At 47.7% G+C, this 18,738-nt stretch carries 14 protein-coding genes; 3 read left to right on the top strand and 11 right to left on the bottom strand.

Going from position 1 to position 18,738, the window contains the following annotated elements; genetic code table 11:
- Positions 1-168: 168 nt before the first annotated feature.
- The 6 genes from CEQ32_RS01585 to CEQ32_RS01560 all read right to left on the bottom strand — a co-directional run bounded on the left by CEQ32_RS01585 (position 169) and on the right by CEQ32_RS01560 (position 7,557).
- Complete coding sequence (locus tag CEQ32_RS01585) at positions 169-2,415, bottom strand: xanthine dehydrogenase family protein molybdopterin-binding subunit (protein ID WP_088585391.1); 2,247 nt, start codon at positions 2,413-2,415, stop codon at positions 169-171.
- A 1-nt stretch (position 2,416) separates the two neighbouring features.
- Positions 2,417-2,914 carry a (2Fe-2S)-binding protein gene (locus CEQ32_RS01580; RefSeq protein WP_088585390.1) on the bottom strand — a complete coding sequence of 166 codons (498 nt, stop codon included), beginning with the start codon at positions 2,912-2,914 and terminating at the stop codon, positions 2,417-2,419.
- 3 nt (positions 2,915-2,917) lie between these two features.
- Positions 2,918-3,622, bottom strand: a complete 705-nt coding sequence (locus CEQ32_RS01575) for an NTP transferase domain-containing protein (RefSeq protein WP_088585389.1) — start codon at positions 3,620-3,622, stop codon at positions 2,918-2,920.
- Positions 3,622-4,635, bottom strand: a complete 1,014-nt coding sequence (locus tag CEQ32_RS01570; protein ID WP_088585388.1) for an XdhC family protein — start codon at positions 4,633-4,635, stop codon at positions 3,622-3,624. Before CEQ32_RS01570 ends, CEQ32_RS01575 begins: the two co-directional genes overlap by 1 nt.
- Positions 4,636-4,849: 214 nt before the next feature.
- Entirely contained in the window at positions 4,850-6,589 is a 1,740-nt protein-coding gene (locus CEQ32_RS01565) for a methyl-accepting chemotaxis protein (protein ID WP_088585387.1), read from the bottom strand.
- Between the two features lie 323 nt (positions 6,590-6,912).
- Positions 6,913-7,557: an MBL fold metallo-hydrolase gene (locus CEQ32_RS01560; RefSeq protein WP_037431095.1), complete on the bottom strand. Its 645-nt coding sequence runs from the start codon at positions 7,555-7,557 to the stop codon at positions 6,913-6,915.
- 179 nt (positions 7,558-7,736) lie between these two features.
- Between CEQ32_RS01560 and CEQ32_RS01555 the strand changes: the two genes are divergently transcribed.
- Positions 7,737-9,026 (top strand): alpha/beta fold hydrolase, encoded by a 1,290-nt coding sequence (locus CEQ32_RS01555; RefSeq protein WP_088585386.1) that lies wholly within the window; start codon positions 7,737-7,739, stop codon positions 9,024-9,026.
- A 223-nt stretch (positions 9,027-9,249) separates the two neighbouring features.
- Here CEQ32_RS01555 and CEQ32_RS01550 read toward each other — a convergent pair whose 3' ends face one another.
- From CEQ32_RS01550 to CEQ32_RS01540, 3 genes are read right to left on the bottom strand one after another with little or no spacing between them, the layout of a single operon-like run.
- Complete coding sequence (locus CEQ32_RS01550; protein WP_088585385.1) at positions 9,250-9,633, bottom strand: cytochrome c3 family protein; 384 nt, start codon at positions 9,631-9,633, stop codon at positions 9,250-9,252.
- Positions 9,634-9,674: 41 nt separating this feature from the next.
- A complete protein-coding gene (locus tag CEQ32_RS01545) occupies positions 9,675-11,312 on the bottom strand; it encodes an HAL/PAL/TAL family ammonia-lyase (RefSeq protein ID WP_088585384.1) in 1,638 nt (545 codons plus the stop codon).
- Between the two features lie 35 nt (positions 11,313-11,347).
- A complete protein-coding gene (locus CEQ32_RS01540) occupies positions 11,348-12,901 on the bottom strand; it encodes a flavocytochrome c (protein WP_088585383.1) in 1,554 nt (517 codons plus the stop codon).
- A gap of 165 nt (positions 12,902-13,066) precedes the next feature.
- Here CEQ32_RS01540 and CEQ32_RS01535 point away from each other — a divergent pair, with 165 nt between their 5' ends.
- On the top strand, positions 13,067-14,593 hold the full coding sequence (locus CEQ32_RS01535) for a sigma-54 interaction domain-containing protein (protein WP_088585382.1): 1,527 nt from the start codon (positions 13,067-13,069) through the stop codon (positions 14,591-14,593).
- A gap of 90 nt (positions 14,594-14,683) precedes the next feature.
- On the opposite strand, the gene CEQ32_RS01530 is transcribed toward CEQ32_RS01535, so the two are convergent.
- Both CEQ32_RS01530 and CEQ32_RS01525 read right to left on the bottom strand, forming a co-directional pair.
- The gene (locus CEQ32_RS01530; protein ID WP_088585381.1) at positions 14,684-15,853 is read right to left on the bottom strand and encodes a porin; all 1,170 of its coding nucleotides are present in this window, start codon (positions 15,851-15,853) and stop codon (positions 14,684-14,686) included.
- Positions 15,854-16,102: 249 nt separating this feature from the next.
- A complete protein-coding gene (locus CEQ32_RS01525; protein ID WP_088585380.1) occupies positions 16,103-18,232 on the bottom strand; it encodes a DNA topoisomerase III in 2,130 nt (709 codons plus the stop codon).
- Between the two features lie 201 nt (positions 18,233-18,433).
- On the opposite strand from CEQ32_RS01525, the gene CEQ32_RS01520 reads away from it, so the two are divergent.
- The gene (locus tag CEQ32_RS01520; protein WP_088585379.1) at positions 18,434-18,721 is read left to right on the top strand and encodes a hypothetical protein; all 288 of its coding nucleotides are present in this window, start codon (positions 18,434-18,436) and stop codon (positions 18,719-18,721) included.
- The last annotated feature ends 17 nt before the right edge of the window (positions 18,722-18,738 follow it).

The raw sequence follows: 18,738 nt of genomic DNA, 5'->3' as shown, positions 1-18,738 counted from the left end.
ACTTGAGTAAACATATTGGTTAAATTACCTCTATTCTGGTAACAAAAACCTGATCTATTGCTAATTTTCGGCATTAATGCCCGTAAATTTGCTAACAAGCAATTTATTTGTGGTAAAAAAACGAAAAAAGCGCTTATTAGGCGCTTTTTTGCTCACTCAGGTATCGTTTCACACCTTTAACTGTTTATTAACTGGCAGGTCGCGGATCCTAAAGCCTGTTGCGGCAAATATCGCATTGGTCAGACTAGGCGCCACTGGCGGTACCCCGGGCTCCCCCACACCGGCAGGTGGCGCATCCGAATCGATAATGATGATCTCCATCTCTGGCACTTGGGGTAAACGTAGAAGCGGATAATCATGGAAGTTAGACTGCATCACCTTACCCTGTTGGTAACTGATCTCCCCCATGAGCGCCAAGCTTAACCCAAAGACTATCGCGCCTTCGGTCTGTGCTTTCACCCTGTCGGGGTTAACCACAGTGCCAGCATCAATCGCTGCAATGGCATTTAGCACCTTAAGCTGTTTGTCCTCGCCGACTTCTACTCGCATCGCCACCGCCACCACACTCACAAAGCTGCGATGCACGGCAAATCCCCAACCTTGATTCTTACCCGCTTTAGGCGCCTTGGCTTGGGCTTGTTCAACCGCCTCAATCACCTTGAGGTAACGGCCGACATCGACGGGATGACGGTTTAAGTCTTCACCATAGTTGCCATATTTAAAGCCTTGGTTCTCAAAGGTCTCTCGCCTCACTTGACCCAGTAAGCTACGCCACATATCGGGACAAGATAACTTGGCTTTATGGGCCATTTCATCGACAAAACTGCCTACGCCAAACCCATGTTGAATGTTGCATACCGAGCGCATCCAACCGATACGGCTGTGGGCGCTGGCCTTCACGGCCTCGTAGCGTAAATTTGCGAGGGCAAAGGGCACATCGACAAAACCTAAATCCAGCTCTCCACCGGATGGATACTCAACGCCCTCGGCAAAGGTGGAGCTGATCGACGGGAAGCCCGTACGCGCCAGCAGCGCAGTGGGTTTGTTATTGGCATCGAACAAGGCCTGATAACACTGGGCGCTGATGGCATGGTAATAACCGTTTTGGATCTCATCCTCACGGCTCCAACTCACCTTCACCGGCCGTTTAAATTGCTTGGAGAGTAGCGCCGCCTCCACACTGAAATCTGGTTTAGACTTGCGCCCAAAGCCGCCGCCCAGTAGCGTCACATTCACTTTCACCGCATCCTCGGCGATACCTAAGGCCGCGGCCACATTTTGTTGGGTACTTTGCGGTGTTTGTGTCGATGCCCAAATTTCACAGCCCTTATCGGTCACATTCGCGGTGGCCACAGGCGGCTCAATGGAAGAATGGATAAGGTAAGGCACGGTATAAATCGCCTTAAGGGTATCGTCCTTTGGCCAGGCTTTGACCTCATCACCAACTTGACGTACCACCTTGCCTGGATCTTGTACCTTGTCCACCAGCTCTTGCAGATAGGTTTTAGAATCGTGGCTACTGTTGGCAGACTGAGTCCAGCTCACTTGCAAGGCTTTACGTCCCTGCAGCGCACTCCAAGTATTTGTCGCCACCACAGCTACGCCGCCTAAGGCTTGAAAAGCGGGCGCGCCCTTGGACGTTGGCAAACGGTACACATCGACCACACCTGCTACTTTGCGCGCCGCACTATCGTCAAGACTAGCCACATCGCTCCCCAATACGGGTGGGCGCATAATGCTGGCATAAAGCATGTTATCCAGTTGGATATCATAGCCATAGACAGCCTTACCCGTGAGCATGGCTTGCATATCGACTATCTGACGCGAAGCCCCTATTTGCTTGAAATCCTTAACCGCCTTTAATCGCAGTGAATCGGCCGCGGGCAGTGGTAATCCTGCCGCATCGAGGGCTAATTCACCAAAGCTGGCAGAACGGCCAGATTTAGCATGCAGCACTTGATGATCTTTAGCCTGCACTTCACTCACGGGGACTTTCCAGCGGGCTGCAGCTGCTTGTTCAAGCATGGTTCGAGCCATCGCGCCCATCTCTCGCATACGGTCATAGTTTTCGCGGATACTGCGGCTACCATCGGTATTTTGGCTGGCGTAGCGTTTATCGGCGAGCCCTTGAATAGGCACAATTTTATCCCAATCAGCCTCCAGTTCTTCGGCTAAGATTTGTAAAATCCCCGTGCGGATCCCCTGACCCATTTCGGAACGGTGGCAGGTCAAATAGACCTTGTCGTCCTCACCGATGGCGATAAACAGATTGAGCCGCGCCTGTTGGTCCTGTGCCAATGCCATTGGACTCCAACTGAGGCCACTGGCACCAAGGGCGAGACCGCCCCCGACGGCGCCGAAGAGTTTTAACACATCGCGGCGACTGATATTTTCAACTGCGGTGAATGTACTCATCTTAGCCCTCCTGTTTGGCATAGCTTTGCAGCGCCGCTTTTATCCGAGGATAGGTACCGCAGCGACACAAATTACCCGACATGGCAGCATCAATTTGTTCCGCCGATGGTTTTGGATGCTGAGTGACTAAAGCCGCTGCTGACATTAATTGCCCGGCCTGACAATAACCACACTGGGGTACATTGTTTTCGGCCCAAGCATTTTTAAGCTTTTGATTATCCAGCCCTTCAATCGTGGTCAGTTGCTTGCCTTGCGCCTGGGATACGCTGGTTAAACAGGCGCGCACAGGCTGACCATCTAAATGCACGGTACAAGCGCCGCAGAGCCCCGCGCCGCAGCCATATTTAGTGCCCATTAAGCCTAAAATATCCCGTAACGCCCAGAGGATAGGCATATTGGGATCCGCATTTAAAGTAAAGGATCTGCCATTAATGGTCAGGTTTAGGGAAGGCATCGCAAGGCTCTGGTCCTGTGCCGCCTCCGAGGATGGTATTGCCATAACTCACTCCTTAAGTGCCAACCACGACGCAAGATCGGCTTTAGTATCAATATCAATCGCGGCATGGGGCAAAGGAACAGCCACTAACTCACCCACATTTGCCAGTTGTTTTAAGATGGATTTGGCGCCGCGATCGCCGGTCAAATCCGTTAATAAATCGAATATTGAGGCATTAAAAATAACAGGGGCGCCTAATTCATCCAACGTCCCTTGTCCATTCAACATCTCAGCTTCGTTCGTATAAAAAGCGGCCACAGATTGTTGACTCGTCTGCCAAGTCTCAATCACCTGCCGATAGTCTTCAAATGTCAGCGCGACTTGATCCGCTAAGGTGAGTAACATGCCATCAAACTGCTGCGCTTTTGCAAAGTCCGCCGCAACTCGCAGAGACGACGCCAAACCTGTTTGCCAATTAGGATTATCAAGCAACGTCAGTTTTAGCGCTCCGAGAGCGTCAAGTTGCGGACGCAATAATGTTTGATGGGCACCAAGCACTACCAACAGTTCTGCAGTGACTTGATTAGATGCTCCCATTACTAATGGAGCCGAGGTGAAGCGAGCCAAACGGTCGATATGGCGTTGTAAGATGCTATGCCCTTGCCCCTCACTCGCCGCTGTTGATAAACGTTGTGCCAGCTTCGCCCCCTGAAAGCGCCGGCTCTCACCTGCCGCGAGCACAGCAATGAGCAATCTTTGCCTGATGCGCATTAAGGCATCATTCCATCGAGCGAGGAAAATGCCGCGCCATGAAGCACCCCATGGCATTGGGCCAAGATACTCAAGGCAATGGCGCTCGGTAACTCGCCACCAAGAGCAAGCCCCGCGGGTGCCGAGAAAAAGCCACTAAACGACTCAGTATTGAGTTCGGCCATCGCCAGCACTTTATCCCGCCGATGAGCGGGCCCCAAGAGAGCAACATATTTAAGATCAAAAGGTTGAATAGCTTTGAGCGCCGCCGCATCCAAATTCAGGTGATGGTGCATGACCACGGCGCAATCTAATTGCGCGACAAGCGCTTCGGCATCATCAAGGCTTTGCTTGACGATATGGGCATGGGGAAAGTCGGCACTTCTCGCGTAGGCGGTGCGTGTATCAAACACGCTCACCTGCCAACCTAAACTGTGGGCAATCGCTGCCACGGGTTTAGCATCTATTCCTCCACCAAAAATCCCTAAATGAAATCGCGGTCTGAGTGGGATGATAAGCGCCTCCCCTTCAGGCTGACTGAGTATGCCCGCCTTTGGAAAATCCGCCGTAGGAAAAGGGGCACTTTGCGCCGGATAAAACTGTGCAGCGTAACTGCGAGCATCGCTGCCCGCAGGCACTAAGGGCAATTGATAGTAGCCCGACAGCCCCTTGCGAAACGCTTGTACTATGTCCACTAGGCCAAGATCATGATTTTCTTTAAGCAGAGGGATCAACATGATATCGACTTTACCACCACAACCTAGGCGGTAGCTGGCATCGGATTCATCGGTCGCATCATAGGTGATACAAGTAATCTGTTGCGATTGCATGGCTTGCTGTGCATGACGGCGAAGATCGGCCTCTAAACAGCCACCACTTAATATCCCTGCGCCTTGGCCAAACTCGTGGAATAACATCATGGCGCCGGGTTTACGGTAGGACGAGCCTTGGATATGGGTAATCACCGCCAGCACCCATGAATCATCCGCGAGGGGCAACCAATGTTCTAATAAGTCTTCCATTTGGTGATCCATCGACATTGACTCCCTCTCTATTTCGCTAACTTAGGGACACATTTAATGCATCCACGATTGAAATCAGCGTAACTGATTAAAAAATTATCTTTATGTAGAACAAGCTAACAAAGGAAAATTGAATTTAAAAGGGCAAAAGCGGGGAAACACAAAATAGCTAAAGGATAAAGCTGACATCCCTGTCAACAAGTGTGAGATAGCCTTGAACTAAGGGTTAAAACTGATACTCTCCAGCCTTAGTTCGTAGTGCTTGGGATTGATTATCTAAGCTAATAGAGGTGAATTCGATTTGCTCAATAATTTGTGACACTTCGCGGGAATTATCGCGGATTACCATAAGACTGGTGGCAATATCCTTAGACACCAGAGATTGCTCTTCGGTTGATGCCGCTACTTGGGTATTAATCCCATGAATCGCCGCAGTGCTATGGCGAATATCATCAAAGACCGTCACGATACGTTGCAATTCACCTGAGGCTTTTTTCATTAAGTTAGCCGCTTGGGTGACTGAGCTGCCCACCTGATTGGTGCGATTTTGTAAACTGGCAACAATATCATCAATTTCCTTGGTAGAATCTTGAGTGCGCTGTGCGAGTGAACGCACTTCATCGGCTACCACCGCAAAACCACGCCCTTGCTCACCCGCCCTCGCCGCCTCAATTGCGGCATTGAGTGCCAATAAGTTAGTTTGCTCAGCAATCGCTTTAATCACACTTAATACATTACTGACTTGAGTGCTCTCATTCACCAAATGCTGCATCGAATCTTGGGTGGTCGTAAATTCACGTTCGAGCACCGCCATCGCATTCAATGCCTCTGAAACCGTATCCTGACCAACGCCCACATGGGTTTCATTTTCTGCTGCCCGAATTTCGGCGTTCGAGGTGCTCTCACTAACATGCACTAAGGTGGTCGTCATTTCTTCCATCGCGCTCGCACTGGCATCAAGCTCTTTGGCGACTCGGTTTGAGCTTTGACGGGAAACTTGAATCGAAGCTTTAGTTTGTTTAGCGAGATCTGCCACCTCCTTCGCAATACTGTCCGTCGTCGCTAATGAACTGGCTAGAGATGAAATGAATAAATTAATTTGGCTAACAATTTCCCCAATTTCACCCTGAGTCGAAACTGAGATCCTGCTGGCAAGATTTTTAGACCTTTGAATATCAAGTAATTCGCGACAGGTTTGTACGAGTGGAGTCACAATCCTACTTTTAACAATAATAAAGCCGCCAACGGCAACTAAAATCACCAAAAAGAGTACAAACTGCGAACCATTGAGTGCCATATTTAAAGAATCCAATCGATTACTCACCTCACCCTCAGTGCGTTTATCCAAGGCGGTAAAAAACTGATCGATCGGCTGCATAATCTTGGCTTTTTCACTATGATATTGATCGCTATGTAGTAATTCCCTCGCCATCGCGAGATTCGGCTCACCTTTAATGCTGTAGGTTTGGGTATTAGGATCGATAAAAATTCCTTTCACCGCGTTCATCGCCTTGACCTCAAGGGCGACTAAAGCATCAGAATTTTGCTGTGCCTGCTCGAGATAATGGAATTCCTCATCGGAAAACCCCAAAGCCTTCATTTGGCTTTTGATGGCCACTCTGGCGCCATCTGGCTTAGGTTTATCGCCATAACTGAGCACCAAATCCCAATAAATCTGGTGATATTTTTCCGGTCTAGGTTTTTCACCGTTACGAATGGCCAGAATATCCATATACATTTTTTCGTACTTTTCATCCCCAGTCACCGCATAGGTACGGGCGAGTCTGGTCAAATCATCAGAACTTTGCCGAAGTTCATCAGCAATTTGGTAGGATTGATAGCGAATATTCGCAGCATCATTAAAGAGTTCAATCTTAGATTTGACATTAAAACTCAGCACCGCCGTAATCACTGCACTAGCGACGATTGTGGAAAAAACAACACTCATCATCGTTTTTGTATTCATAGTTACCCCGATAGACACCTACAACGTTAGCTTTAAGTCTAGTCAGTAAAATGTAGCTAAAACGTAAAAAAACAGAATTTTGATGAAATAATACACAGAGTTACGAGCGATTCTCAGTTGCGTAAATAACCGATACTTGGTTTAGGTCAAAATATAATGCTTAAAAATAGATAGTTGCGGATAAATCTAACTAAAAAGACCCAAGATGTGTGTCAAGCAGAGATGAGTTTGCAGGTTTAATCAGGCACAGTAGATATGAATTGTACCTGATTAAAACTCGCATTTTGGCTGATATTAAGTCAATTGACGCAGTGTTATGCAACTTAGAGCAGTAACTGATCAGCCACAAAGGGATTATGTTCACGCTCTTCGCCAAAGGTAGACATAGGTCCGTGGCCAGGAATAAATTCCACGTCAGCGCCTAAAGGCCAGAGTTTAGAGGTGATTGAATGGATCAAGCTTTGATGATTTGACTGAGGAAAATCAGTACGGCCAATCGAGCTTCTAAACAAAATATCTCCGACCCATGCAAGCTTAGATGAGGCCGAATAAAACGCCACATGTCCTGGTGTGTGGCCAGGGCAATGCAGCACAGTCAAACTTTGCTCGCCCACGGTGACGGTATCGCCATCACACAGGTATTGATCGGGTTCAAAGGCATCACAGTGGGGAAAACCAAAGTTTTGACTCTGTTTAGGCAGATTTTCAATCCAAAACTTATCCGCCTCATGTGGACCAACGATGGGTACATTCGTTTGTTGTGCTAATAACTTAGCACCGCCAACATGATCAATATGACCATGAGTGAGTAACACTTTTTCAAGGGTCAGCCCTAATTTAGTGACTTCACCTAAAATACGGTCAACGTTCCCTCCCGGATCGACAACCGCTGCATGCTTAGTTTTTTCACACCAGATCAAGCTGCAATTCTGCTGGAAAGGTGTCACAGGAATAATTTGGTACTTCATAGCTTCAATCTCGTGTTATCCATAGCCGATAGATTACGCTAAGAGGGTTATCATGGCTCAATTTTTTATAATAAAAATTGATCTCAACCAAAGGCTAATCAAATAATCCTAACTTGCGACAACAGGGCTTTTGTATACAATCTGCCATAAATAACAAGCCTAGCCCTTAAGGTCAATTGATGAAACCCGATATGATGCTCGCTGGTGTTTTCGCCAAGAAACACACATTTACTTTGCCACTCAACTACCAACAACCCATTGGTGAGCAGATTACTGTGTTTGCGAGAGAACTTTGCGCCATTGAAAATAAAGATAAAAAATTACCCTATATCGTCTTTTTCCAAGGAGGTCCTGGCTTTGCCGCTATGCGACCCGCCAGCAATAGCGGCTGGATCCGTCGAGCACTCAAAGAGTTTAGAGTCTTATTGCTCGATCAACGGGGCACAGGCCTTTCTAGCCCCATCAATTATCAGAGCCTCAGTCACTTCCCCCCTGAGCAACAGGCCGAATATTTAAGCCATTTTAGAGCCGACAATATCGTCCGTGACGCCGAATCCATTCGCACCCAGCTCTGCCCTGCCGACAAGTGGGCTATCCTCGGTCAAAGCTTTGGTGGTTTCTGCGTGCTGCACTACTTAAGTGCTGCGCCTCAGGGCGTAAGTGAAGCCTATATCACAGGTGGTATTCCCTCCTTAACGCGCAGCAGTGATGAGGTTTATCAAGCCACCTATCAGCGCGTACTCGCCAAGAATAAGGACTTCTTCCAGCGCTTCCACGATGCGCAGCATCTGGTGACTCGCCTAGCCAAACATTTACTCGAACATCCAGTGCAGTTAGCCACGGGTGAACCCCTCACGGTTGAAATGCTGCAACTGCTTGGCATTAATTTAGGCATGGAGCAAGGCCCTGAGTCAGTCTACTATTTACTTGAACAGGCCCTAGTGCACTCGCCCCAAGGTGATTATGTCAACCCGCTGTTTTTAAATCATTTCTGCCAATTACTCGACTATAACACCAACCCAATTTTTGCCCTGTTACACGAGGCCATCTACTGTCAACACAGTGCGTCACAGTGGTCTGCCCATAGGGTACGGGAACAGTATCCGGCCTTTAACTATCAAGTGGGTAAACCTTTCCTGTTTACTGGCGAGATGATTTACCCTTGTATGTTTGAACAATTTAGCCATTTAGCGCCACTTAAAGCCGCAGCCAATATTCTTGCCCATAAAACGGACTGGCCAGCGCTTTACAATCTTGAGCAGCTCAGCCAAAACCGCGTCCCAGTTGCGGCCGCGATTTATAGCGAAGATATGTATGTCGAGATGGATTTCAGCCTAGAAACCGCCAAACAGGTAGCGCACCTAAAGTATTGGTTAACCTCAGAATATGAACACAATGGTATTCGAATGGATGGCGAGCGGATCTTAGATAAGCTCATCAGTCTCAACCGAGGTGAACTCTTAAGATAAATGTTAATTTTAAGGGTTAATTAAGTAAAAGCTGTCATTGTGTGCAGGCTCCTCATCCAAATGAGTGATTTTGGCTACAACGTTCAACGACCTATTTTCCGTGAGAGTAATCCGAGTTGGATTACTCTTTTTTTTGCTGAAAAAATGCACTCAACAAAGTTGAGTGCATGACAATAATATAATCGTCAAAATACAGGGGAGCGGGTGTTTAACGAGAATTAAATTAACGTTTCATTTGAGGATAAGTAAACTCATGGCATTGATTACAATAGACTTTACTTTCTTTGTGTTCCTGATGGCAGTAAGTACAAGGCAGATCAGTACCATAGTGCAGACTGTCATGGGGATTCGGCTCAACCGAATGATCCGCATCCGCAGGGCGCGCAGTCAACTTAGCCACGTCCTCGGGTGAACCATGACAACGACTGCAAGTCGCAGCATCGGGAACAGTTTTGCGTTTTGCATCACCGTGGCATGCCGCACAATCGACTTTACCATCGGCTCCAGTCATTACCTCTTTATGGTAATCCTTGATATTCATTGCATTAGTAGCCATAGGTGCTGCCAGCATGGCACCGAGTAATAGAATAAATACGGGTTTTAACATCAGAGTCTTCCTAGGCGGGGCATGATGCCCCGCATCGCAGATTAATAGTGTGTAATAAAGTCAGTCGACGCTTGGATGTCCGGCGTGAATGGGCGATCTTTCGCAACAAAAGGCACTTTCTCGCGGTAAGCCTTGTACATGGCTTGCGTCGCTTTACCAAGCTGCAGCTCAGGATTCGCTTGTTTACGTAAATCAATCGCTTGAGTTGAATGTAGCAGCTCTAAACCATAGATGACTCGCGTGTTATCCACGATTTGGATCAGGTTATCAGACGCTAACTTAAGGTTAGTGAAGGTATCTTCAATACCACCAGCGATAGAAATCCCATCGAAGGAGACTGGCGTCGCTAACTGCTTGTTACGCACTTGCATATCCACAAAGGCTTTTTGAATCGCACCAAAGGCATGGCCTTGGTTTTCAGGCGCACTTAGGAAGCGCGTCAGCTTAGTAAAGTGTTCATCGGACAAATGAATGGTCCGCATCACACTGTTATGGGACACATGGGTCAAGGCCACACTCAGGTTTTGCACCGCGAGAGCCACAGGCAGCGGCTCGAAGTTAGTGGTTGGGAATACACCACCCTGCCCTTCAACCAAATACTTAGCCACTTGTGGGAACTGCGCATACTGGTTTGAGGCACCCACAATTACTGCGGGGTTATCATCTGAATGGTTGATTTGGATATTGAGTACTTCATCCAATGAAGCTAAGGCCTGTTCGGCGCCAGCAAAAGTATAAGCTGTCGTTCTAAAGCTCAGCGGATCTTGCAAAGAACGCTCATCATTCAGCTGCCATAAATAGCTGCCATCGAGTTGTTTTAAAATGTCACTGGCGGCGGTTTTAATATAAGGGAATGGGCGAATATCATTGGTTTGTGGCAAGAATGGCGCCACGTTGCCGTTTAATCCCTCAAGGCTTAATCCAAAGACGGTGGGCGACACGGCCAATAGTTGCTTCGCCTCGCGGTAACCTTGCATTGCATACGCCACAGCAAAGGCGTTGTTAGATAAAATCGACAGCGCATCTTTCCCCATTGGAACTAATGGTGCAATCCCTGCATCAGCCATCGCCTCTTTACTGCTAACACGCTGACCTTTATAGAATACTTCCCATTCGCCAACCATGGCTAAACCGACATGGGATGAGAGTAGAATGTCCGCCTCACCTACCGTGCCCTTGGCTGGGATCACAGGTGTCAACCCCTTGTTAAGATAAGCTTCATAAAGCTCTGCCACCACAGGCTGCACACCGGTTTGTCCGGCTAGCATAGTATTTAACCGCACAGCTAATGCCAAACGTGTTAAGCGGATGGACGCAGCGTCACCCACGCCTGCACTATGAGCACGAAAAGTACTAAAGTTAAAACTTCTTGAGGCATCGAGTACAGCATCACTCAATTTGCCATTAGCATCGAACAGTTTGTGGTCTTTATTAAGTCCAACACCTACGGTTAGACCATAAACGGGTTTACCTAGACGTGCGGCTTCCATCAATAGCTCGTGTGCTTTCACTAATTGGGTTTTCGCTTGTGGAGCAATTTTTACTTTAGCGCCATCGGCAATTGCCCAAGCTTGGTCTTGGGTTAAATGTTTACCATCAAGCACGACTTGCTCCATCGCTAACGCACTGCCTGAGAGTAAGCTCAAGGTGAGTGAAGCCATCAACACTGATTTATTCATAATCATCTCCAACATTTTGTTATATTTAGTAAAATCTAGGCTTGCTTAAGTGTCACAGCACTCGCTGCGGCGCAGTTACGGCCAGCGTTACGCCCCGTCACCACCCCTTCAGCAACGGCGCAGGCACCTAATCGACTTGCACCGTGGATACCACCGGTAGCTTCGCCAGCGGCATATAATCCGGGGATGGCTTTATTGCTGACCAAATGCAGCACTTCGGATTGGGTATTTACCTTCACTCCGCCCATGCAGTAATGCACCTTCGGCCACATACGCACCGCATACCAAGGTCCTTTGTCTAGCACGATGGCCTCTTGCATTGGGCGATCGAATTCTTTATCTACACCAGTCTTAACCGCCTCATTCCAGCGCTCAACTTGCGCCTTTAACGCCTTAGCAGGCATGCCGTAAATAGCAGCCAGTTCGTCTAAGGTCTCGGCTTTGCTGATGACGTTATATTTCAGTCCCCAATCTAGGGTTTGCGCCTTGCTGGCACCAGCGGCATTAGTAAAGCCAATGGGGTAGACAGGTTGTCCCTTTTCATCTCGTCTGGTCATAATGGCGTCGGCCCGCGCCTTACGGTCGGCTAATTCATTGAAGAAACGCTCGCCGGTGCGTACATCGACAACAATGCCGTGGGGATAAGTGGCAATAGTGTTAAATTGTGAAGCCGTGCCAAACCCCTTCTCGTCAGGAGATGCCCAGGGACCGAGTTGAATTTGGTCTAAATGAATGGGATTGGCCCCAATCAGCATCATTTGCTTGAGTGCCTCAGAGGTGGCACCTGCATGGTTGGTTGAATCTAAATCACTATTTAACTCAGGTAATTGCATCATGCGGTATTCGATATCACGGCCAAAACCACCGGTCGCCATAATCACGCCGCGGCGCGCGCCGATACGGCGTATTTTACCCGTGCGCTCATTGGGAAAATAAAAACCTTCACGAACTTCGACACCGATCACCCGCCCAGCCTCATCTTTTACAAAGCCTTCGAGCTTGGTCTGATTTTTCATGACCACGCCCTTGTCACGCGCAGCTTTGATCAAGGGACGAATAATGCCTGCACCTGAGCTTTCGACGGTTTGCAGTACCCGTTGTACTGAGTGACCGCCAAAATGTTGTACAAAAGGCTTCCAGTGAACACCGTAATCAATTAGCCATTGGCAAGATTCTGCTGTGCCGTTGCACACCAGTTTAAGCATTTCAACATCGTTCATGCCGCGGCCTGCCCGTAACATGTCTTCGACCATGGCATCGACTGAGTCTTCAATCCCAGCCTGCTTCTGTAGGACAGAACCTGCTACCGCCATCGCACCGCCGTTGATGGTCGAGTTGCCACCAAAGACAGGCATTTTATCGATAATCATCACGCTCACACCGGCCTCTCTGGCTTGCAGCGCTGCTGACATACCAGCAAAACCGCTGCCAACAACCAGTACATCCACTATTTCGTCAAAGCTGACAGGGGCCGAATCACAACTTGCTGTGGCAGGCAGCGCCATACTTGCCCCCAGCCCTGCGGCCATGACCATGCCTCCCTTTAATAACTGGCGACGCCCCGCATTAATATCTTGGGTTTTACTCATGCTGATTTCCTTCAATAATCACTGGAACTTGTCAGCATGAAAGTGCAGGTGCTGTGCCAAGCACCTAAAAGGAGGTATTTAAGTGGTGAATTTTGATTGCAGGCACAAAATCACGAAATATAAAGATCTACAATCACGATACTTAGTGATCAACTTGAAATATCAATGGAAAAACACTTTTATTACGAATCAACCCTAAGGCTCTGTAGTAGTCTGCAACTGGAGAAATCCCTACAGAGCTACTTTGAGTTTATTCGGGATGAACTGCCCATTGATGGGCTATTTGTGAACATTTTCCGCAAACAATTTAATGATATACAGTTTATTGCCCATGTAGATGACACCCAATGTTGTACGCTCGATAAGCGTGTCCAAATTCCTGAAAAAATGGCGCAATACTTAGAAGATCCCGAGCGACCAAGGGTTAGAATTGTTAATGATATTGAGCATGATCCTGTTACTGCATTAGTCGCACCTCAGGTGATTAAAGATATTCGGTCACTGATTATCCTGCGAATGTCGATAGAAAATACTCATCTTGGAATCGTTGGCTTTTACGCCAAAACGACAGGGGTATTTAGACCACGTCACGCCGACTTAATCGCGCCGCATATGCAGAACTTAGCGCTGATCACGGCGCTAAATTTAAGGGATCGAAACTTACTCAAAGAAAATGAAGCGCTCTCAAAACAAAACGTCAGTCTGCGCCGCACTTTAGATATTCAAAATGGCGTGGTTGGTGCCAATTCGGGCCTAAAACAGGTGATGCAGCAGGTGCAATCCATCGCCAAAATCAACACCACAGTGTTAATGCTGGGAGAAACTGGCTGCGGTAAGGAAGTCATCGCCAACGCCATTCACGAGCTGTCTGAACGTTCGGGTAAACCTTTTATCAAGGTTAACTGTGGCGCTATCCCTGATACCTTGATTGACTCCGAGCTTTTTGGTTATGAAAAAGGCGCATTTACAGGCGCCGATTCGCGCAAAATTGGTTACTTCGAACAAGCCAACGGCGGCACAATTTTCTTGGATGAGATTGGCGAGCTACCGCTTTCGGCCCAAGTTAGACTACTCAGGGTTCTACAAAATAGTTGTATCACCCGTGTTGGCGGCCACGATGCAGTGCAACTTGATATTCGTATTATCGCGGCGACCCACAGAAACCTTCAAGCTATGGTGCACAGAGAAGTGTTCCGTGAAGATCTCTGGTATCGACTGGCGATTTTCCCCATCGAGATCCCGTCACTCAGACAAAGACGCACAGATATTCCTCTGTTAGTGCAACATTTTGTCGAGCAGCTCAGTGCCAAGTTTAATTTGCCGCAGTTACCAAGGATTGCACCAGAACAGTTGAATATCCTCAATCAATATGGCTGGCCCGGCAATGTGCGAGAACTTATCAATGTGCTTGAGCGCGCCATGATCCAGCATCCTGCAGGTCCGCTTGACTTTCGTTTTCTGGTTCCACAACACTGTGAAGAAGTGAAAACCCCATCAAATCAAACCGTGATTATCGATCCAAGCCATGCCAGCGATAAGCTGGTGCCGCTAGAGGTGATGACCAAAAAATACATCAACCATGCCTTAAGGATCACGGGGGGTAAACTCTATGGCCCGGGCGGTGCCGCTGAATTACTGGATATCAATGCTAATACCCTGCGCAGTAAAATGAAGAAGTTAGGGATTGTTTAACTCTTTGAGTAGAAATGGATAGTTATAATAAAGGCCACAATCTGTGGCCTTTGATTTATGCTGCCGAATTAGTCGCTCAAGTCATTGAACTTAGAAGAAATAACGAATACCAACGGCGTAGTTGTTATCTTGTAGGTCTTCGTAGGCTTTATCGTCCATATCGCTGAAATCGATTTTGGCTTCGGCATACATGATAGTGTCGCGGCTATAGCGATAATGCAGACCAAGCACAGCAAACTGACGGGTCCATTTACCTTGAATTGCCGTGTTTTCATCGGTATCCAAATCCTGGTAAGTCAGCAGTAGGCTAGGCACGAATCCATTATCATAGTGGTAGGCGACGATAAATTCAGCACCAGTTGAGTCGTACAGTTCGCCCCCCACTAACTCGTTTTGCTCACTCTTATGGGCGTTAAAACCAACATACAATCCCTTAGCATCACGACCCGGTGCATATTGATAGAAACTGCCGTATTGTGCGCCGATACCGATGATTTGGTTGGTGTTGTCTACGTCTTTACCCGCAAGATTGCCAGTGAAGTCGCCACGGTTAAAACCTGCTAACACCTTAAATTTATCAGTGAAATAGTAAGTCGCACTCGCACCATAGCTTGGGTCGAAGCTCAGCTCAGAACCATCGTTTAAGGCGTGACCCTGATTGTCATAAAGTGCTACATCGCTATTTTGCTTAGAGGCGTATTGCACCGCGATATGTAGATTACCAAAAGTATTACGGTATTGCAGCGCCGCATCGGCACGACCTGCTCCCGTTAACCCACCATCACCGAAGGTATAAGCACCGACCGACCAGCCAGTAAACGCATTGAGCACATCCGTGGTATAGGCTACATCGTAGTAAGCTCCCCATTGTTTACCAAAGCTGAGGGTGCCCCATTTGTCGTGCGACATACCAACATAACCTAAACGGTTAAACAGAAAATCTGAGGTTTTTGAAGCGGATAATTGGCCACCACCTTGGCCTTGAGTATAAATTAGGCCATCGTCACTGGTGACCATATTGATACCCCATTCAGTATGGGCAAAGGAGCGCCAGCCGTTTTTCTCTTGGCGGTCGAAACGAAATCCCACGCGGGAAAAGTTATCAATTACTGAAGTTTCGTGGCCATCGTTTAGCGCCGCAAAGCCTAGCCAACCCATCATATTGACGCTATTGGTTTGATCGTTATACAGCTCGACCGCATGAGTTGTACCTGTGAATAACATCGCGGGGATCATCACTGCAAGCAATTTCTTTTTCATATCATCTATACCTATTCATTCAGCTAAATCATAAATAATCTTATGATTTGATTGGCTTATTATATTCTCCAGCCAAGGCAAAGCAGTTAGCATGCCACGGAGCAGAAAAGTTGAGTTTCGAGGTATTTTTTAGAAGTGGATCGGCCAATCACGAAATAACGTGATTGGCGGTAATTAAATATCGCGGAATAAATTAAATATCGTTACCAAATCGCGAGCATTAGCGACAGTTTGATTACATTTGTGTCATCAGGCTTGGGCGGTCGCTTTGCTCGTTCGCCGTCTAGGGACGGTCGGTTTAGCTGTTGTGGATGTGGAAGATGCTGCGGCTGAATTTCTAGCATTCCCTTTTTTAGCGCCAGTACTGGCTTTGTTCCCGCCAGCAGCGCCTCTGGCTCCCGCTTTTCGATAACCGGACTTTTTAGTCGCGGCACGCTTAAAACCCTGCCCTTTTAAGCCATTGAGGGCCGAGGGTAATTGAGCACCTGCATTTTCGATTAAGTTATTTAGCGTCCCCAGCAGTGGCTGCATAAATCCTTGATAAGAGATTTCCTTATGGCAGATGCCATTTAGGCTTGCCTCCCACAGCGCCGTCATATCGGGCGTGGTGGCACTAAGGGGTAAGCTATTGATTAAACTTTTACCCACCTCAGTGGCCACAATCGACTTGCCCTGACGCTGAATAAATCCCCGTTTAAATAGCAGCTCAATAATGCCAGCGCGAGTCGCTTCCGTCCCTAAGCCATCGGTTTCCTTTAAAATTTTGCGGATCTCGGGGTCAGTCACATAACGATTAATCCCCGTCATGGCGCTCAACAAGGTAGCATCGGTAAAGGCTTTGGGGGGCTGAGTTTGCTTCTCGACCAATTCACCGTGGTTGCAGTGAAGGATTTGTCCTAGGGCTAAAGGCGGCAAAATGCCACAAAACACCTCATCTTCTGCATCCTTATCGGTACTTTTATCATTAGTATTTTGAAGCGATTCTCGCACCGTAGACTCTTTATGTTCATCAGCTTCCCGTGCAAACAGTTGTTTCCAACCTAGGGATTTATCCTGTCTAGCCTTCGTTTTAAAGAGACCACCTTCAATGGTCACTTCGACCGCTGTTTCACTGTAGCAATAGGCGGGGTAAAACTGCGCCAAATACTGGCGGGCAATATGTAGATAAAGCTGCCTTTCCCGCTGGCTTAAACTGCCTAAATTGGGCTGTTTTTCCGTTGGAATAATGGCGTGGTGGGCATCGACTTTTTTATCATCCCACGCCTTAGATTTAAGCCGAGGATTCGGCGCCTCAGCGTGTGCGACTAACTCGGGCGCCCCCCCCATAATGGCCGCTAATACACTGCTTGCTAGACCATGTTGCTCTGTAGGTAAATAACGGCTGTCAGAGCGCGGGTAGGTAATCAGCTTATGGCGCTCATATAAACTCTGGCAGGTATCGAGCACGTCCTTAGCGCTCATCCCAAACCGCTTGGCCGCATCAATTTGCAGTGCCGATAAGCTGTAGGGTAATGGCGGATTCTGCTGTTTATCCTTAGTGCTTAACTGGGTCACTTTAGCGGGTTTATCGGTGATCCGACGCACCACATTTTGTGCTAAGCCCTTAGCAAGCACTCGCCCTTCTTCGTCCATATAAGGTAAACAGGCTTCACTGGGTTGCCACTTCGCAGTGAAAGATTGTTGTTTATCCGTTACTAAATGCGCTAAGACTTCATAAAAGGGTTTAGATTGAAATCGCGCGATTTCCTCATCGCGGCGCACGATAAGCCCAAGGAGCGGGGTTTGCACTCGACCGACCGATAGCACGCCCTGATAGCCGACCTTTTTCCCTTGGATGGTGTAGGCCCGTGTCATATTCATACCATAGAGCCAATCGGCACGACTCCGGGCAAGTGCAGAAGTAGACAAAGGAATAAACTCACGGTTATTACGAAGTTGCGACAAGGCACGTTTCACCGCCTGCGGGTTTAAGTCGCTGATAAGGAGTCGCTGCGTTTGCTGTAATTTATCGCCCGTCACGCCCAAATAGGCGATTACTTCATCAACCAATAATTGCCCTTCCCTGTCTGGATCACCCGCATTCACTAAGGTATCGGCCTGTTTTACCAGCTTTTTAAGTACAGTGAGTTGGCTACGGGTCGCGACCTTAGGTTTAAGCTGCCACTTCTCGGGCACTATGGGTAAATGCTCAAACTTCCACGATTTGAACTCGGGGTTATAGGCATCGGGCTCGGCCTGTTCAAGCAAATGCCCAACACACCAAGACACGCAGTTTCCTTGGGCGTCTTCAATAAACCCGTCACCTTTTTTGTGGGGTTTTGGTAGCACATCGGCGATTGCACGCCCAAGACTTGGTTTTTCAGCAATATAGAGGATCATATCTACATCAAATACTGGATATAATTACAGTGTAATTTAGCCCAAAGCAGACAATAGTGCAAACAGCCTTCTTTAGCTCAAGAGCCAATTTAGCTCGTTAAGCTCTAACTGAACACTAAAGCTGTGTAAATTTAGTTGAGAATAATTCTCATCTAAATTTATTATTCCTTCCATCACTTAAAGAGGAATCAGGAAAAAGAGATGAATATACTAACCTTGCCCTATCATGCTAAACCCGCATTTAAACCAGCATTAGTATTAAGATTCAATCAATTAATGCTATTTCATAGCCTCTTATTACTGGCATTAAGTCTGCTTTGTGGGATGGGTCTTGAAACATTAAATCTTGAGGTTCCGTTCCTCTCTTGGGCTTTTATCCTGTTTCTACCTGTGGCTGTAAGTCTATCTTTGCTATTAAAACATCGCGTTAGCCGCCGTAGTCTGGCATGGCTCTTTGGACTGTGGATGCTGTTATGGTTGGTAATTTAAGCCAAGTTTTCTTTGCC

Source organism: Shewanella sp. FDAARGOS_354 (genome assembly GCF_002209245.2).
Classification (GTDB): Bacteria; Pseudomonadota; Gammaproteobacteria; order Enterobacterales; family Shewanellaceae; genus Shewanella; species Shewanella xiamenensis.
Note: the sequence above shows the minus strand (reverse complement) of the source record. Positions and strands in the feature narration are given on the sequence as shown.

Excerpts from the sequence above, each read along its gene's own strand:
- CEQ32_RS01555 (WP_088585386.1), top strand. The coding sequence starts at position 7,737 with ATGAAACCCGATATGATGCTCGCTGGTGTTTTCGCCAAGAAACACACA.
- CEQ32_RS01545 (WP_088585384.1), bottom strand. The coding sequence starts at position 11,312 with ATGAATAAATCAGTGTTGATGGCTTCACTCACCTTGAGCTTACTCTCA.
- CEQ32_RS01580 (WP_088585390.1), bottom strand. The coding sequence starts at position 2,914 with ATGGCAATACCATCCTCGGAGGCGGCACAGGACCAGAGCCTTGCGATG.
- CEQ32_RS01585 (WP_088585391.1), bottom strand. The coding sequence starts at position 2,415 with ATGAGTACATTCACCGCAGTTGAAAATATCAGTCGCCGCGATGTGTTA.
- CEQ32_RS01535 (WP_088585382.1), top strand. The coding sequence starts at position 13,067 with ATGGAAAAACACTTTTATTACGAATCAACCCTAAGGCTCTGTAGTAGT.
- CEQ32_RS01525 (WP_088585380.1), bottom strand. The coding sequence starts at position 18,232 with ATGATCCTCTATATTGCTGAAAAACCAAGTCTTGGGCGTGCAATCGCC.
- CEQ32_RS01540 (WP_088585383.1), bottom strand. The coding sequence starts at position 12,901 with ATGAGTAAAACCCAAGATATTAATGCGGGGCGTCGCCAGTTATTAAAG.
- CEQ32_RS01570 (WP_088585388.1), bottom strand. The coding sequence starts at position 4,635 with ATGGATCACCAAATGGAAGACTTATTAGAACATTGGTTGCCCCTCGCG.
- CEQ32_RS01530 (WP_088585381.1), bottom strand. The coding sequence starts at position 15,853 with ATGAAAAAGAAATTGCTTGCAGTGATGATCCCCGCGATGTTATTCACA.
- CEQ32_RS01520 (WP_088585379.1), top strand. The coding sequence starts at position 18,434 with ATGAATATACTAACCTTGCCCTATCATGCTAAACCCGCATTTAAACCA.
- CEQ32_RS01565 (WP_088585387.1), bottom strand. The coding sequence starts at position 6,589 with ATGAATACAAAAACGATGATGAGTGTTGTTTTTTCCACAATCGTCGCT.
- CEQ32_RS01560 (WP_037431095.1), bottom strand. The coding sequence starts at position 7,557 with ATGAAGTACCAAATTATTCCTGTGACACCTTTCCAGCAGAATTGCAGC.
- CEQ32_RS01550 (WP_088585385.1), bottom strand. The coding sequence starts at position 9,633 with ATGTTAAAACCCGTATTTATTCTATTACTCGGTGCCATGCTGGCAGCA.
- CEQ32_RS01575 (WP_088585389.1), bottom strand. The coding sequence starts at position 3,622 with ATGCGCATCAGGCAAAGATTGCTCATTGCTGTGCTCGCGGCAGGTGAG.